The organism is Polaromonas sp. P1_F9, from assembly GCF_056405615.1.
In genome coordinates this window covers 408,451-422,041 of the sequence record NZ_JBFUBT010000002.1, presented here as the reverse complement: position 1 = coordinate 422,041, position 13,591 = coordinate 408,451, and the positions used below count along the sequence as shown (strand labels likewise).

17 protein-coding genes are annotated in these 13,591 nt (G+C 63.6%); 5 read left to right on the top strand and 12 right to left on the bottom strand.

What is annotated here, in order from left to right:
• Positions 1-348: 348 nt before the first annotated feature.
• The 3 genes from AC1DYR_RS07225 to AC1DYR_RS07215 form a co-directional block, all read right to left on the bottom strand.
• Positions 349-1,398, bottom strand: a complete 1,050-nt coding sequence (locus tag AC1DYR_RS07225; protein WP_477704489.1) for a class I SAM-dependent methyltransferase — start codon at positions 1,396-1,398, stop codon at positions 349-351.
• 219 nt (positions 1,399-1,617) lie between these two features.
• Positions 1,618-2,091, bottom strand: a complete 474-nt coding sequence (locus AC1DYR_RS07220) for a DUF4864 domain-containing protein (RefSeq protein ID WP_477704488.1) — start codon at positions 2,089-2,091, stop codon at positions 1,618-1,620.
• A gap of 93 nt (positions 2,092-2,184) precedes the next feature.
• Positions 2,185-3,066: a PhzF family phenazine biosynthesis protein gene (locus AC1DYR_RS07215; protein ID WP_477704487.1), complete on the bottom strand. Its 882-nt coding sequence runs from the start codon at positions 3,064-3,066 to the stop codon at positions 2,185-2,187.
• Between the two features lie 157 nt (positions 3,067-3,223).
• Here AC1DYR_RS07215 and AC1DYR_RS07210 point away from each other — a divergent pair, with 157 nt between their 5' ends.
• Positions 3,224-3,628, top strand: a complete 405-nt coding sequence (locus tag AC1DYR_RS07210; protein WP_477704486.1) for a TspO/MBR family protein — start codon at positions 3,224-3,226, stop codon at positions 3,626-3,628.
• A gap of 12 nt (positions 3,629-3,640) precedes the next feature.
• A complete protein-coding gene (locus AC1DYR_RS07205) occupies positions 3,641-4,414 on the top strand; it encodes a GDSL-type esterase/lipase family protein (RefSeq protein WP_477704485.1) in 774 nt (257 codons plus the stop codon).
• An 11-nt stretch (positions 4,415-4,425) separates the two neighbouring features.
• On the opposite strand, the gene AC1DYR_RS07200 is transcribed toward AC1DYR_RS07205, so the two are convergent.
• From AC1DYR_RS07200 to AC1DYR_RS07190, 3 genes are all read right to left on the bottom strand, one after another.
• The gene (locus AC1DYR_RS07200) at positions 4,426-4,662 is read right to left on the bottom strand and encodes a hypothetical protein (protein ID WP_477704484.1); all 237 of its coding nucleotides are present in this window, start codon (positions 4,660-4,662) and stop codon (positions 4,426-4,428) included.
• Positions 4,663-4,743: 81 nt separating this feature from the next.
• Positions 4,744-5,361 (bottom strand): ubiquinol-cytochrome c reductase iron-sulfur subunit, encoded by a 618-nt coding sequence (gene petA, locus AC1DYR_RS07195; protein WP_477704483.1) that lies wholly within the window; start codon positions 5,359-5,361, stop codon positions 4,744-4,746.
• A gap of 41 nt (positions 5,362-5,402) precedes the next feature.
• A complete protein-coding gene (locus tag AC1DYR_RS07190) occupies positions 5,403-5,852 on the bottom strand; it encodes a carboxypeptidase-like regulatory domain-containing protein (protein ID WP_477704482.1) in 450 nt (149 codons plus the stop codon).
• A gap of 277 nt (positions 5,853-6,129) precedes the next feature.
• On the opposite strand from AC1DYR_RS07190, the gene AC1DYR_RS07185 reads away from it, so the two are divergent.
• On the top strand, positions 6,130-6,792 hold the full coding sequence (locus AC1DYR_RS07185; RefSeq protein ID WP_477704481.1) for an alpha/beta hydrolase: 663 nt from the start codon (positions 6,130-6,132) through the stop codon (positions 6,790-6,792).
• A 92-nt stretch (positions 6,793-6,884) separates the two neighbouring features.
• Here the strand turns inward: AC1DYR_RS07185 and AC1DYR_RS07180 are convergent, their stop codons facing one another.
• Positions 6,885-8,174 (bottom strand): MFS transporter, encoded by a 1,290-nt coding sequence (locus AC1DYR_RS07180; RefSeq protein WP_477704480.1) that lies wholly within the window; start codon positions 8,172-8,174, stop codon positions 6,885-6,887.
• 63 nt (positions 8,175-8,237) lie between these two features.
• Positions 8,238-8,978, bottom strand: a complete 741-nt coding sequence (locus AC1DYR_RS07175) for a hypothetical protein (protein WP_477704479.1) — start codon at positions 8,976-8,978, stop codon at positions 8,238-8,240.
• 358 nt (positions 8,979-9,336) lie between these two features.
• Between AC1DYR_RS07175 and gshA the strand changes: the two genes are divergently transcribed.
• Positions 9,337-10,929: a glutamate--cysteine ligase gene (gene gshA / locus AC1DYR_RS07170; protein WP_477704478.1), complete on the top strand. Its 1,593-nt coding sequence runs from the start codon at positions 9,337-9,339 to the stop codon at positions 10,927-10,929.
• A 130-nt stretch (positions 10,930-11,059) separates the two neighbouring features.
• Here the strand turns inward: gshA and AC1DYR_RS07165 are convergent, their stop codons facing one another.
• Both AC1DYR_RS07165 and AC1DYR_RS07160 read right to left on the bottom strand, forming a co-directional pair.
• Positions 11,060-11,314 carry an oxidoreductase-like domain-containing protein gene (locus AC1DYR_RS07165; protein ID WP_477704477.1) on the bottom strand — a complete coding sequence of 85 codons (255 nt, stop codon included), beginning with the start codon at positions 11,312-11,314 and terminating at the stop codon, positions 11,060-11,062.
• Positions 11,315-11,335: 21 nt separating this feature from the next.
• Entirely contained in the window at positions 11,336-11,611 is a 276-nt protein-coding gene (locus AC1DYR_RS07160; protein ID WP_477704476.1) for a hypothetical protein, read from the bottom strand.
• Between the two features lie 280 nt (positions 11,612-11,891).
• On the opposite strand from AC1DYR_RS07160, the gene ylqF reads away from it, so the two are divergent.
• The gene (ylqF, locus tag AC1DYR_RS07155; protein ID WP_477704475.1) at positions 11,892-12,866 is read left to right on the top strand and encodes a ribosome biogenesis GTPase YlqF; all 975 of its coding nucleotides are present in this window, start codon (positions 11,892-11,894) and stop codon (positions 12,864-12,866) included.
• 21 nt (positions 12,867-12,887) lie between these two features.
• On the opposite strand, the gene AC1DYR_RS07150 is transcribed toward ylqF, so the two are convergent.
• Entirely contained in the window at positions 12,888-13,088 is a 201-nt protein-coding gene (locus AC1DYR_RS07150; RefSeq protein ID WP_477704474.1) for a YgaP family membrane protein, read from the bottom strand.
• Positions 13,089-13,115: 27 nt separating this feature from the next.
• On the bottom strand, positions 13,116-13,553 hold the full coding sequence (locus tag AC1DYR_RS07145; protein WP_477704473.1) for a universal stress protein: 438 nt from the start codon (positions 13,551-13,553) through the stop codon (positions 13,116-13,118).
• Positions 13,554-13,591: the final 38 nt, after the last annotated feature.

Sequence of the window (13,591 nt, the reverse complement as noted above, 5' to 3'; positions counted from 1 at the left end):
CGCTCTGTCTTTGGCCAACACCGCGTGTTACAAAGTGTTAACAATGTCGACGACTGGCGTCCGCAAGTCAAGCGGAGGGCTCTTTAAAAGCGGAATTTTTTCATGAAAACGCGGCCGAAATGATGTGCTTCGTGAGTATTCAACGTGGACGCTACAGGGGGGAACAGGCCGCGGTTGGGTTTTCAATCGAACACCCTGGAAGGGCGGGAGATATTGTTCCCGGTTTTGCGTCGGGGCAAGGATAAATTCACCAATTGTTTTTTTGTGTAACTTTTTAGCGATTTTTTGGGACCTCGAAAATCCCCCCGCGAAGAGGAGCGGCTCAGGTCCCTTTTAAAAATACCGCTCTTAGGCACGCACAAAATAGATGAACGTGGTGCCGGGAAAAATATGCCGGTAGACAGGCCGGGCAATGACCCTCGCCAGGTTTTTGGGCTGAAGCAGGCCCGAGGCGCTGTTGTACAGCCTGTAGAGCTTGGGGCGCAGCGGTTTCAGGCCAAACTCTTTTCCGAAGGCGACGAGCGATTCATGGCTGAAAGCGTTGATGTGTTCGAGCGGGGCAATGGGCATCTGGTCGCCAGGCGACAGCGCGCCGAAATCTTTCCCCTGGCTGATTTTTTTCAGCGCGGCAGCCGCGTTGGGAACGCTGATCTTGATGACCCCGTCGCCTGACAGGGCATCGCGCAATTTTTCGAGCACCAGCCTGGGTTCCGTCAGGTGTTCAAAGACCTGTTCCGTATTGATGAACCTGAACCTCCTGGCCGGCAGGTCGGCCAGGCCGACAACCCGCAGCCCCACGGATTTACCGTGGCGGGCGCGTTCCTCGGAAAGCTCCACACCCCACACATTGCAGCCAAATCCCATGGCCATCTTCGACCAGTGCGCCCAGCCGAAGCCGAAGTCAAGCGCGTCCAGTTCACCCGGCGGGAGCCCGAAGTATTGAATGATGAACTGGACCTGCTCGGCCAGGTAGCGGTATTCGTCCAGGCTGTAATTGCGGTGCTCGCGGTCCAGCTCGGTGCCGGGAACCCAGTCGTTGTAGATCTCGCCGAGCAAGGGGTCGTCGGGCACCTGTTGCTGAAAGACCAGGCTGCAACTGTTGCAGCGTGCCAGCGCATAAACGCCTGCGTCGGCAGTCCTTGACGCGTGGCCTTCATAGTGCCTTGCAAGATAGGCCTGAACGCCCGCACCGGCATACGGTTCCTCATAAACCACCGAGAGGGAAACCGACAGGCAACCGGGACACCGCGTCCTGATCTTGAGGGCCGATTCACGCGGCTGCGTGGCACCCTGACGCTGTTGTGCATGGCGTGGCGCCTGCAGGTTTTCCCTGAGCGACGGCGAAGCCGGATCCCCCGGCAGACGCGGGAATTCAAGTGAGGTGGCGGGCATGTTCATGGGTTGAGTCCGGAATGCCGCAAACGCAGCAGCACCAAACACCTTAGCCTGCAGCAGGCAGCAGCGGGTAACCCTCTGTAAACCACGTATCGGTGCTCTTTGCCGCCTACGCGCCCGGTTGGCGTGGCGTTTCAATGCGGGCTACGGCATGGTGCCTGTCCCCGGGCCGGCTCCTGCCTCTGGGAAAACCGTTATCAGCAGGCGTCGCGGACTGGCGTACTACGCCATGCGGCCCTTGTTTTCGACCACCACGCAGCCGGTGATGCGCCACGCTTTGTTGCTTTGCCGTTCGAGGCTGTAAACCGCCAGCCACGAAACACCGTCGGCATCGGCCATTTGCACCCGCTGGATCACCTGGTCGTTCTTGCCGTCGGGTTTCAGAAAGGCCACCGATGCCGGGCGGTACACCACCGGGTAATCGCGGCGCACCATCGCCATGAATCCCTGGGGTGTTCCGACGGCCTTCTGCACATTGGGCGCCGCGAAAGAAAACGCCTTGACCGCGTCATCTTTTGCGAAGGCAGCCAGCTGGGCCTGCACCACGGTGCGCACCGTCTTTTCGTCAGCCGCGGTAAAGGGCGCTGCACCGGCCGGCAACGCCGCGCACATGAGTAACAGTGCTGCGCCGCAAGCAGCGAGCAGCCGGGCCACGCGATTTACCACACAGTTCAAACGGATCGGACGGGCAGTCATAAGGTTAATCTTTCCTGGATTCGAGGGCCGCAGCTGCAAAAGGTACTGAAGGTGCTGAGGGTACGCAAGCGGCGCGCCAACGGATGCCATCCCTCAAATCAGCCGGCCGTGCGCCAGCACCACGACGCCGCCGCTGACCAGCATCTCACCAGCAGCGTTGGCCTCCACCGTGATGCGGCTGGGGCGTCCGGCAAAACGCCCCTGCTTGAGTGTGATGACTTCGTCCACCTTCGCCGCGCCGTGGCGCAGCAGGTAAGCGCCCGCCGGCCCGGCGGCGCTTCCGGTGGCAATGTCTTCCACCAGCCCGGCGTTGTCCCAGGTGCGGCCTTCGCGCGCCGACACGTCCAGCACGTAGGCGAATTTGGCGCCCACGGTGGCCAGCAGCGCCTCAAAATCAGGGTGCACAATTTTTGCGCGCTCCAGGCCGCCGACCACAGGCACCAGCAGATAGGGCAGGCCGGTAGACACCACCTGCAGCGGAAAACGCACATCCAGCTGCGCCGGGCCCAGCCCGAATGCCGCGAGAAACGGCAGGCTGTCCGCATGGCTGAGGGCTGCCTCGAAGCGGGCCACGCCCTGGTTCATGCTGGCGTCGTAAGTGCCCGGTGCGCCTTCCTTGCGCTTGGTGCTGATGGCAACTGCCCGTGTGCCCAGCATCAGCGTCCAGCCGGCAGAAGGCTGATGCCCCGCATGCAGGTGGTGCAGCAAGCCTGCTGCGCCCAGCAGGGGGTGGCCCGCGAAGTCGAGCTCTTCCTCCATCGTGAAAATGCGCGCTTCGAAGCGGTTTCCGGGGCCGTCGGGCGTGAGGAAAATGCTCTCGAACTGCCGCATCTCGATGGTCAGGCGCTGCATCAGGCGGGCCGGCAACGGGCTTTCGGGCAGGAACACGGCCAGGCCGTTGCCAGCCAGCGCCTCGTGGGTGAAAACATCGACCTGGTAATAGCTGAGGCCCTGCACAGAGGGGTTGGTGATCATTGAAAGCCTCCTCCGGTGATTATCGCGGCGGCGTCCTACCCGGCTGTCAGCGCTTCAGGCCGCAGGCGCCGGACTGCCGGTGGTAAAAAGTCATTGTCATTTCTTCCTGCCTTGCCTCCTTTCCTTTTTTGCCAATACCGGTCAACAGCAACCTTCCATGGACCACACCAGCGGCGCCGCGTGGTACGCGCAACTCGTCAAACCCTTTTTTGCACCACCCGCCACGGTCTTCGGGCCGGTGTGGACGGTGCTCTACCTGATCATTGCCTTCAGCTTCGGCTATGTACTGGTGCAGGCGCTCAGGCGTCGCCTGCCGATCAGCGTACTGCTGCCTTTCATCCTGAACCTGCTGTTTAACCTGGCCTACACGCCCATCCAGTTCGGGCTGAAAAACAACGCGCTGGCCAGCGTGGACATCCTGCTGGTACTGGGCACCCTGGGGTGGGCTCTGGCTGCCATCTGGCGCCGGGTGCGCTGGGTGGCGCTGGCCAACATTCCCTATTTGCTGTGGGTGGCGTTTGCCACTGTGCTGCAGCTCAGCATCACCTGGTTGAACCGTTAACTCCCTTGCCCCATGCGACACGCCCACCCTGGTTTACGCCAGCGCTCACGCGCCTTGCCCGCGATTGCACTGATTGCTGCGCTCGCCGTCCTGCCGACGTCCGGCTGCGCCTGGCGCATACGGCAATCAGTTGAGCTCGCGCGGCTGAGCGAGCCTTTCGAGGCTTCGCCCGCCGGCGCCGTGGCCAGCCTGCTGGTGGTGGGCGACAGCACCGGCGTGGGCACTGGCGCGTCCTCTCCCGCCACCAGCCTGGCCGGCCTGATCGGCCAGGCACACCCTCGCCTGAAGATCACCAACCGCGCCGGGGACGGTGCAAAATTTGCCGACATTGCCGGGCAACTCGAAGCTTTAGGCGCCGAGCGTTTTGACGCCATCCTGGTGCTCGGTGGCGGCAACGATGTGATTCGCCTCACGCGCGATGAGACGCTGGAGCAGGACATTGCGCGCACCGCCGGGCTGGCGCGCACGCATGCCGGCCTGGTGGTGGTGATGCCTTGCGGCAATGTGGGCAGTGCACCCTTTTTCTTTGTGCCGTGGTCGTGGTTGATGACCTGGCGTTCTCAGGCGCTGCACGGCTTTGTGCGCGAAGCCGCCAAAGACAACAGTGCGCTGTATGTGAACCTGTACAAGGACAAGTCCGAAGACCCCTTTGCCAGGCGGCCCAATGAGCTTAATGCCCGGGATGGGCTGCATCCCAGCGACGCAGGCTATCGCCTGTGGTGGGACGAGCTGAACCGGCAGGCGGATTTTTCAAACCGGCTGGCGGCCTTGCACCGCCAGGGTTGAGCCCGCGGCTTTCAAATGCCGAGGAGTTTTTTCGCGCTGCCCAGCGCTTTCATGGAGTCGTCGTGCTTGCCTTCCTTGTGAAACTTTTCGCCATCGGCGCGAAGTTCTTTCACCTTGGTCATGTCGGCGGGCGAGAGCTTGGGGTTGGTGGAGAGCCTGGCGTCAATCGCCTTCATCTCGTTGGGACAGTTATGGGCAAACGCCAGGGACGAAGTGGCCAGGGCGACGGCGGCAATGATGAGCTTCATGTGAATCTCCAACCTGCGTCAGAAAATGCTGACGCCAGATGCTAGCAAAGCCTCCGCGATGGCACAAGCCACGCAAGATCGTTAGCTTTTCTGGCCGATTTGCAGCTTGGTGGCGCCGATGAACTGGTAGTCAGGGATGTCCAGGTTGGTCGGCGCCGGTACGTTTTTCACCACGCGGCCGGCAAGATCAAACCGGGAGCCGTGGCAGGGGCAAAAAAATCCGCCGGGCGCGTGAAGCTCGGCATTCAGCGCGGTGTCGTCCAGGCGCAGGGTCGGTGAGCAGCCCAGGTGCGTGCACACCCCCACCGCCACCAGGATTTCGGGGCGCTCGGAGCGGGTCGCGTTGGCGCACGATTTCGGTTGCTCGGATCGCCTGGACTGCGGGTCTGCCAATGCCGGATTGGGTTGCTGCAGCGCGCGCACCATCTCCTCGCTGCGGCGCATCAACCAGACCGGTTTTCCGCGCCAGGCGACGGTGCGCAGCTCGCCTGTCGCCAGTGTGGAAATATCGACAAGTACCGGGCCACCCCGGGCGCGTGCCACTTCAGAGGGTGCAAGGCTGGCCGCGAAGGGATAGGCCGCGGCCAGCAGCCCGGCGCCGGCTGCGATGCCGGTTGCAGTCACCAGCAGGCTGCGCCGTTCGGCGTCCGGCAGGGTGCCGTCGTCTATCGCGTGGATCAGTTCGGTGACGCTGCGCATGATCTGACTTGAAAAGTTAAATTGAGGCAGGCCCGGTGTGCTTACGGCGCGGCTTTATCGGCGCCCGCGCCCCAGAGGAACACCTCTCGGGAGGGTTTGCCTGCCTTCACGTCCACCTTCCTGCGCTGGGTCTGGCCGGCGAGCGTCGCCTCCACGGCATAGCTGCCCGGTGCCAGCCGGGCCAGCAGGAAGGGGCCTTCCGACGTGGCCTGAAGCACTTCATTTCCCCCGGCATCGAGCACACGCACCTTCACGTCGGCCGCGAAGTCGGCACGCTGCTTGTCCTTGATGGCAAATTCGAGTGTCAGTGGCCAGTGCCCGCTGGCATTGCGGATTGCTGCGGATTCGTCGGCGCCGATGCCGCCGCTCAGGTATTCAACCGGGCCGCTGGTGCGCACCGGCGGCAAGGGGGCGCTTGCCTGGGCCAGCGCGCCGCCCGCCATCAGCGCACCGAGGACCGCCGAGGCGGCCTTGTGGGTCAGGGTTTTCATTTCAACATGCTCCTTCTGCAACGATGGGGGCAGCAAGTCGGCGCAGTGTGCTGCCTGGCACTGTTTTCATGCGGCCTGCCGGTCTGCGCGAAGGCCTGGCCAGCTGCCTTGCCATCACACCGTAGCAGGCTTTGTGCGCCAGGTGTTCAGCGCTGCCGGAAACCATTGTTCGCGGGTTAGCTTAGGCCGGTCTTAAAATCCCGCTGGCGTGCCTTGCAGCTTCAAGCGGCAGCATTCAAACGTCATCTGCTTCCTCAACCACCTGGACCCGTCACCCATGCCCCTCGAAGTCATTGAAGCCCAGACGGGCGACAAGCCCGTCGCCACCGTTCTCATCATGCACGGCCTCGGGGCCGACGGCCGGGACTTCCTGCCGATTGCCGAACAGATGGATTTGTCCAGCGTGGGAGATGTGCGTTTCCTGTTTCCGAGTGCACCCAGCATTCCGGTCACCATCAACGGTGGCTACGTCATGCCGGCCTGGTACGACCTGCTGGGCGCCGACCTGGTGAGCCGGCAGGACGAGGCCGGGCTGCGCAAGTCGCAAGGCGACATCGAGGCCTTGATCGCCCGGGAAAAGACGCGCGGCATTCCCGCCAGCCGCATCGTGGTGGCGGGCTTTTCGCAGGGTTGTGCCATGGCGCTCATGACCGGCCTGCGCCACGGCGAACGGCTGGCCGGCATTGCGGGCCTGTCGGGTTACCTGCCGCTGGCCGACAAGACGGCCGCCGAGCGCAGCGCCGCCAACCAGGATGTACCCATTTTCCTGGCGCACGGCACGCGCGACGGCGTGGTGGTGCTGCCGCGCGCCACCGCCACACGCGATGCGCTCGGCGCCATGGGCTACGCGGTGGAGTGGCACGAGTACCTGATGGAGCACTCGGTGTGCCCGCAGGAAATCACCGACCTGGAGCTGTGGCTGCGCCGGGTTCTGGCTTGACGGGATTTTAAGGAAAAATGGCTGTAGGCCTTACATAACGGGCGCAAGCAGCTATTAAAAGCATAGCGGTCCGGGCAAGGCCAGGAGGTTGTTCAGGCCACCGCTGTTTTCGTCGTGGCCGCCCGCGCCATCCGCCGCACGCGCCACAGCAGGAAAAACGCAATGCTGAAGTTCAGCAGGTTCCACGCAATGCCGTTGAGGAATGCGGCGTGGTAGGAACCGGTGAGGTCAAACACCTTGCCTGACATCCAGCCGCCCAGCGCCATGCCCAGCAAGGATGCCATGATCACCGTGCCCACCCGCGCGCCGGCCTCGGCAGGCTCGAAGTATTCACGCACGATGATGGCGTAAGCCGGTACGAGGCCGCCCTGGAACAGGCCGAACAGCGCGGCGATGACGTAAAGCGATACCAGCCCGTCAAAGGGCAAAAACAGCAGCAGCGCGATACCTTGCAGCACAGAGCCCAGCATCAGCGTGCGCAGCCCGCCTATGCGGTCGCAGATGGCGCCCGACACCAGCCGGCTCACCACACCGCAGGCCAGCATCAGCGACAGCATTTCAGCGCCGCGCGCCGCGCCATAGCCCAGGTCGGTGCAGTACGACACGATGTGCACTTGCGGCATGGCCATGGCCACGCAGCAGGCCACGCTGGCCACGCACAGCAGTATTTGCGCCGAGCCCGGCGTCAGGCCGAAAGGCATGCTGCTGGTGGTGGCGGCGATGCCGCTGTTGCCCACCGCGGACGCTACGGCCACCGGCGGGCGCTTGCGCATCAAAAGGGCCAGCGCCGTCATGGTGACGAAGCTGAAAAGGCCCAGCCACAGATAGGTCTGGCGCCAGCCCACGGCTTCAACAAAATGCTGCACGATAGGCGGCCAGATCGCGCCGCCCAGGTAGTTGCCGCTGGCGCACACCGCCACGGCAAAACCGCGGCGCCGTACAAACCAGAGCGATGTGTCGGCCAGCAGCGGCGCAAAGGTGGCGGCAGAGCCGAGAAAGCCGATCAGCAGGCCGTGGGCCAGCGAGAACATCCAGATGTTGCCGGCCATGGCGGCCAGGGCAAAACCCAGGCCCAGGCCCACGGCGCCAATCAGCAACGGAACCATGACGCCGAAGCGGTCGGCCAGCCGCCCCATCAGCACGCCGCCAACACCGAAGCCGATCATGAGCGCGGTGTAGGGCAGGGAGGCATCGGCCCGCGTCACACTGAATTCAGCCTGCACTGCGGGCAGCACCACGGCCACCACATACATGCCGCAGGCGCCGACGGTCATCAGCGCCAGCGTGACCATGAGCCGCATCACGGCGTAACGCGAGTCGATGAGGAGGGAAGAATCTTGCGCGGCGGTTGCGGGGCTTGGGGGCGTGACGGGAGGGCTCATCAGGCAAGCGTACACCAGCAGCTGCCCCGCTGCGCTGATGATGGCCTGGCCGGAGCTGGCGCGTTACAGCGGGGAAGGGCGCGTGGCTTCGTAACCGACGGCGGAGTTGCTGTCGCTTGGCTGGCCCAGTTCCTGGTCACGGATGCGGAAAAGGCGTTCCAGGTCTTTCATGGCGTCTGCGTCAGCTGCGGAGACCGGGGCCGGCCGTGCCACCACCGGTGCTGCGGGCTGGGCCGGCAGGCTGGCAGCCACAGCGGGGGCGGCGGGCATGGACGCCGCGGAAGCTGTTGCCGCCGCGGGAAGAGGGGCCAGGGAAGCCAGGGGCGAGCTGCGTGGCGGGCGAACCGATGCGCCGGCAGGTGGCCGGACGGGATCGGCCCAATACGACTTGTCGGGCATGGTCGGGTTGGGGCAGGTCTCCGCCACTTCCAGTTGCCAGGAAATGCCGTGCAGCCATTGGGCAGCCCCGGGTTCAAAGCGCGTGATTTCTTCCATCAGGGCATTCTGGAAGGCGAAGGCGTACTTCAGCAGACGGTCGTCCCAATGCCGCACAACGAGGCGTACATACATGCCAGGGCCGCGGCTGCGGCTGGAAACCAGCAGCATCTGGCAGTCGATCCAGGGCAAGGGAATACCGTATTTACGCATGGCATCGCGTAGCAGCACCTGCACCAGGTGGCGGCGCGTGGCGTTGTCCGAGCCGTCTTCAATGGTGAGCGGGTTGTCCCGGCTGGACGCGCCTGTGCGTTTGGAAGACGCTGCGGGGGTTGAACCGCCGAAAAGGCTGGCTAGCAGTTTTTTCATTTTTTGACCAAGCTCTAAGCTGCCTCAGGCTAAAAGACCGCAAAACCGTTTAGTTTGGCGGAAATTGAAGGGTAAAACAGCCGTGTTACGGAATGTTTTTTTTATCGTCGTCCAGCTTGTCTGACAAGTCAAGGGAGTTATGCACGTTGGCGCTCCGGCGTCGCTCGCTTTCCACATCCCGCCCGCCAAATTGGGGATTTTTGCCAGAAAGTGCGGTGCATGGCCCAAATCCGGCCGACCTGCACGGGCCCCGCGCCAGACTCCACCCGGGCTGTGCTGGCAAGCCCGGATGCGCCAGCGCAAAGCGCCGTGCTGTGATAACTTCCACGCCAATTCAAGATTCTGGGGGAATGACGATATGACCAAGTTGCAGGCGCCTGCGGGCGCGCTACAGGACCGCCTGAAAGCGCTCACCCCGGCCCGGCTCAAGGGCATGCGCCGCGGTATCGAGAAGGAAAGCCTGCGCGCCAAACCCGGCGGCGGCCTGGCCCTCACACCGCATCCCGCGGCCCTGGGCTCGGCCCTCACGCATCCGGGCATCACCACGGACTTCAGCGAATCGCAGGTTGAGCTGGTCACCGGCGCCCACCCCAGCCCTGAAGCCACGCTGCAAGAACTGACGGAGCTGCACCAGTTCACTTACCGCACCATGAAAGAGCTGGGCGACGAAATGCTCTGGGTGTCCAGCATGCCTTGCGGCCTGCCGACCGACGAAACCATTCCCATCGCCCGTTTCGGTTCGTCCAATGTCGGGCGCGCCAAGAGCGTTTACCGCATGGGCCTGTCGCACCGTTACGGCCGGCGCATGCAAACCATTTCCGGCATTCACTACAACTGGTCCCTGCCCGGGGTGAGCAGCAAGGAATATTTCGCGCTGATCCGCAACTTCCGCCGCCAGGCATTTTTGCTGCTGTACCTGTTTGGCGCTTCGCCCGCGGTGTGTTCCACGTTTGTGGAAGGGCGCCAGCACGAGTTGCAAACCCTGAGCGACAGCACCATGTACATGCCCCACGGCACTTCGCTGCGCATGGGCCGCCTGGGCTACCAGAGCGACGCGCAGGCCTCGCTTGCCGTGAGCTACAACAGCCTCGACGGCTACGGCGCCTCGCTGCAGGACGCGCTGACCCGGCCGTACCCGGCCTATGAGGCAGTGGGCATCCGCAACCCCGGCGGCGACTACAACCAGCTGGCCACCACGCTGCTGCAGATTGAAAACGAGTTCTACGGCACCATTCGCCCCAAGCGCGTGATCTTTCCCGGCGAACGGCCGCTGCACGCGCTGCGCGAGCGCGGCGTCGAATACATCGAAGTGCGGCTGATGGACCTGGATCCTTTCGAGCCCGTCGGCATCAATGCACAGACCATGCGTTTCCTCGATGTGTTCCTGCTGCACTGCCTGCTCAGCGACAGCCCGAACGACACGCCCCAGGAAATCGCCGAGCTCAAGCACAACCAGCACCAGACGGCGGCGCGCGGGCGAGAGCCCGGCCTGAAGCTCAAGCGCGGCGGCCATGAAATCACGCTGACAGCCTGGGGTGCGGAGGTGGTGGCCCAGTGCGCGCCCATCGCGGCGGCGCTCGACGCCGCGTATGGCGGCACGCAGTACAGCGACGCCCTGACACTGGCCAGCGCCGCCTTGCTGGACCCGTCCACCTTGCCTTCGGCCCGTGTGCTGGCCGCCATGGCCGACAGGCACGACAACTCCTTCATCCGGTTCACCCGCGCGCAGTCTGAAAAGACACAAGGCATCCTGCAGACCCAGCCGCTGTCGGCCGGCCAGCTGGCACACTTCGCCGCACTGACCGAGGCTTCCGTCCAGGAACAAAAGAAGATTGAAGCCTCGGACACCATGCCGTTTGAGCAATACCGCCAGCAGTACGTTTCGGCGGAACGCCTTGGCATGCCGGGTCGTGAATCTGAGCACACCCCTATCGGCGCTCACTTCGTGTAGCGCCTTTTCCCCTTGCAGGGGACGGGCGCCTTGGGGCCGGCGAAGCCGGACCCCGGCCCCCACTGGCAGTATTGCTCACTCCTGCTGGCGCCGCTGATCCGGTGTCGTGGTTGTAGCGGTTGCTATTAATTCAATAGCTGCTGGCGCAGATCTGTATTGGGCTGGAGCTCGATTTTGTTCTTAAAATCGCTTCTTCGGCGTCTTCACGCCAGCACGCCGCGGCTGCGTACCAGCTTTCCCATACGCAACCATTGCAGCCGCGACCGCAGCAGGTGTTGGGCTCGGGAGGAGGTGGCCGCAAGCGGATGCCCGCAGCGGCGGCGCTCTCCTGCAGGGTGCTGAAGATCGCCAGGGCGGCGCTGTGGTCAGCAGGGCTTTCGGGCATGGGCCTGGTGTGGGCGCCGTGTCAGGGTTTGGCGGAAGCCGCCATGCGCCGGCGAAGGTACAGGCCGATGAAGGCGCAGCCCAGCACCAGGGCAAACCAGCCTACAAGGGACGATTTGGCGACGATGCCCTGCATGCCTGGCGAGGTGATGAAGTAGGGTGACACCACCACACCCAGGCCGATCAGCACACACAGGATGCCTTTGATCATCAGTTCATTGTTGGCCTTGAGATTGGAGGCGGCCAGGCGACGGGCGGGAACCACGGGTTTTTGGTCGGGGGCTGCGGGCAGGGGCATGAGGGGCTCGATAGGGGGAGGTCGGAGATGGATGGGAAGGGCTTCGGGGCGGCTTGGAGCGGCCCCGATGAGCCTGGGCGCATTACGGCTGGTCGCAGCCGCTACATCTGTCTATGCCCCGATTGTCCTTCATTGCGCCGCAAGCAGGCGTGGCGGGCCCGGAATGTCCCCGTACCGGCTCGGCGGCGGGGGGTTGCCCGCTGCGGCGACAATTGGGGGATTGAACGGGGCCCTGCCGCCCGTTCCCTCGCCCAACCCGAACACCCCAAGAAAGATCCCGATGGCCATCCAGTGGTTTCCCGGTCACATGCACCTGACCAAAAAAGCCATCAGTGAGCGCATCAAGGAAATTGATGTCGTCATTGAGCTGCTTGATGCGCGCCTGCCCGGCTCCAGCGCCAACCCCATGCTGGCGGAGCTCACCGGCGCCAAGCCCGCGCTCAAGGTCCTGAACAAGCGCGACCTGGCCGACGCCACCCGTACGCCGCTCTGGCTGGATCACTACAACAGCCTGCCCGCGACCCGCGCGATTGAGCTGGACGCCAGCGAAACCACGCCCGCCCGCCGCCTCATTGACGCCTGCCATGCGCTGGCACCGACACGCGGCACCATGGTCAAGCCTATGCGGGTGCTGATCTGCGGGATTCCCAACGTCGGCAAGTCCACCCTCATCAACACCCTCACCGGCAAGCGCGCCACCAAAACCGGCGACGAAGCCGGCATCACCAAAGTCGAGCAGCGCCTGGTGCTGGCCGACGGGTTTTATTTATGGGACACGCCCGGCATGCTTTGGCCGCGCATCATCGTGGCCAAAAGCGGCTACAACCTGGCCGCCAGCGGCGCCATTGGCCGCAACGCCTTTAACGAGGAAGAAGTGGCGCTCGAGCTGCTGGATTACCTGATCAAGCACTACTCCGCCTTGCTGGAGGCGCGCTACAAGGTCGAGGTCACGCCCGGCATCACCGACGAGCAGCTGCTCGAAGAAATCGGCCGCAAGCGCGGCGCGGTGCTCTCCAAGGGCCGGGTCAACCTGCAAAAGGCCGCCGAGATCGTGATCTATGAATTCCGGGCGGGAACGCTGGGCCGCGTGACACTGGAAACGCCTGACGAGTTTGCCGAATGGGCCGCCGCCGGCCGGCTGCTCGACGCCGAGCGCCAGGTGAAAAAAGACAAGATCGAAACCAACCGGTTGATCAAGTTCAAGAAGATTCCGCGGCCGGATAAATCCGGCAGGTCCGGGTCCGACGAATCCTGAGGCCGGCCACCGCGCGCGGGATCACTTGGGGCCTGTTTTGCAGGTCCGTATACCAAGCAGTGTGTACGCCGGGCACCAGCCCAGCAACCCTGTCAGCAGGGGCACCAGCCCCAGCAGCGCCCACCAGCGCCAGGCGGGCTCCGCCACAAAATACAGGCTGAGGATGACGAGTCCCGCCACGATGCGCACAGCACGGTCGGCGGTGCCTGCGTTTTTGTTCATGATGAGTTCCTTTGGAAAATTAACTTTTTAGTGCAGCACCAGCACCGGCTTTTTGCTGTGGGACAGCACCTTCTGGGTTTCACTGCCCAGCAGGAACCCGGTGATACCCTTGCGGCCGTGCGAGGCCATCACGATGAGGTCGCAAGCTTTGCCGTCCGCCATCCGGACAATGGTTTCGTAAGGGTGGTCGCCTGCAACACAAATGGTCTCGCAAGGCACGCCCGCCTTGTCGGCGGCATCTTTCAGCGCAGACAGGAATGCCTCTGCCTGCGCCTGGCATTCCCTCATGAATTGGTCCCGTGTGTCTTCCAGCATCTGGACCCGGTAGGTCAGCAGGTGGAACTCCTGCATCACATGCAAACCCGTGATCCTGGCCTGGGCTTCCCTGGCGAAAGTCACTGCCTGTGCAATTGCCCGATCCGAAGCAGGCGAGCCGTCGGTCGGTAGAAGAATATGTTTGAACATGGCAAATCTCCTTGTCATCCTGGGCGGCTCATCGCAGG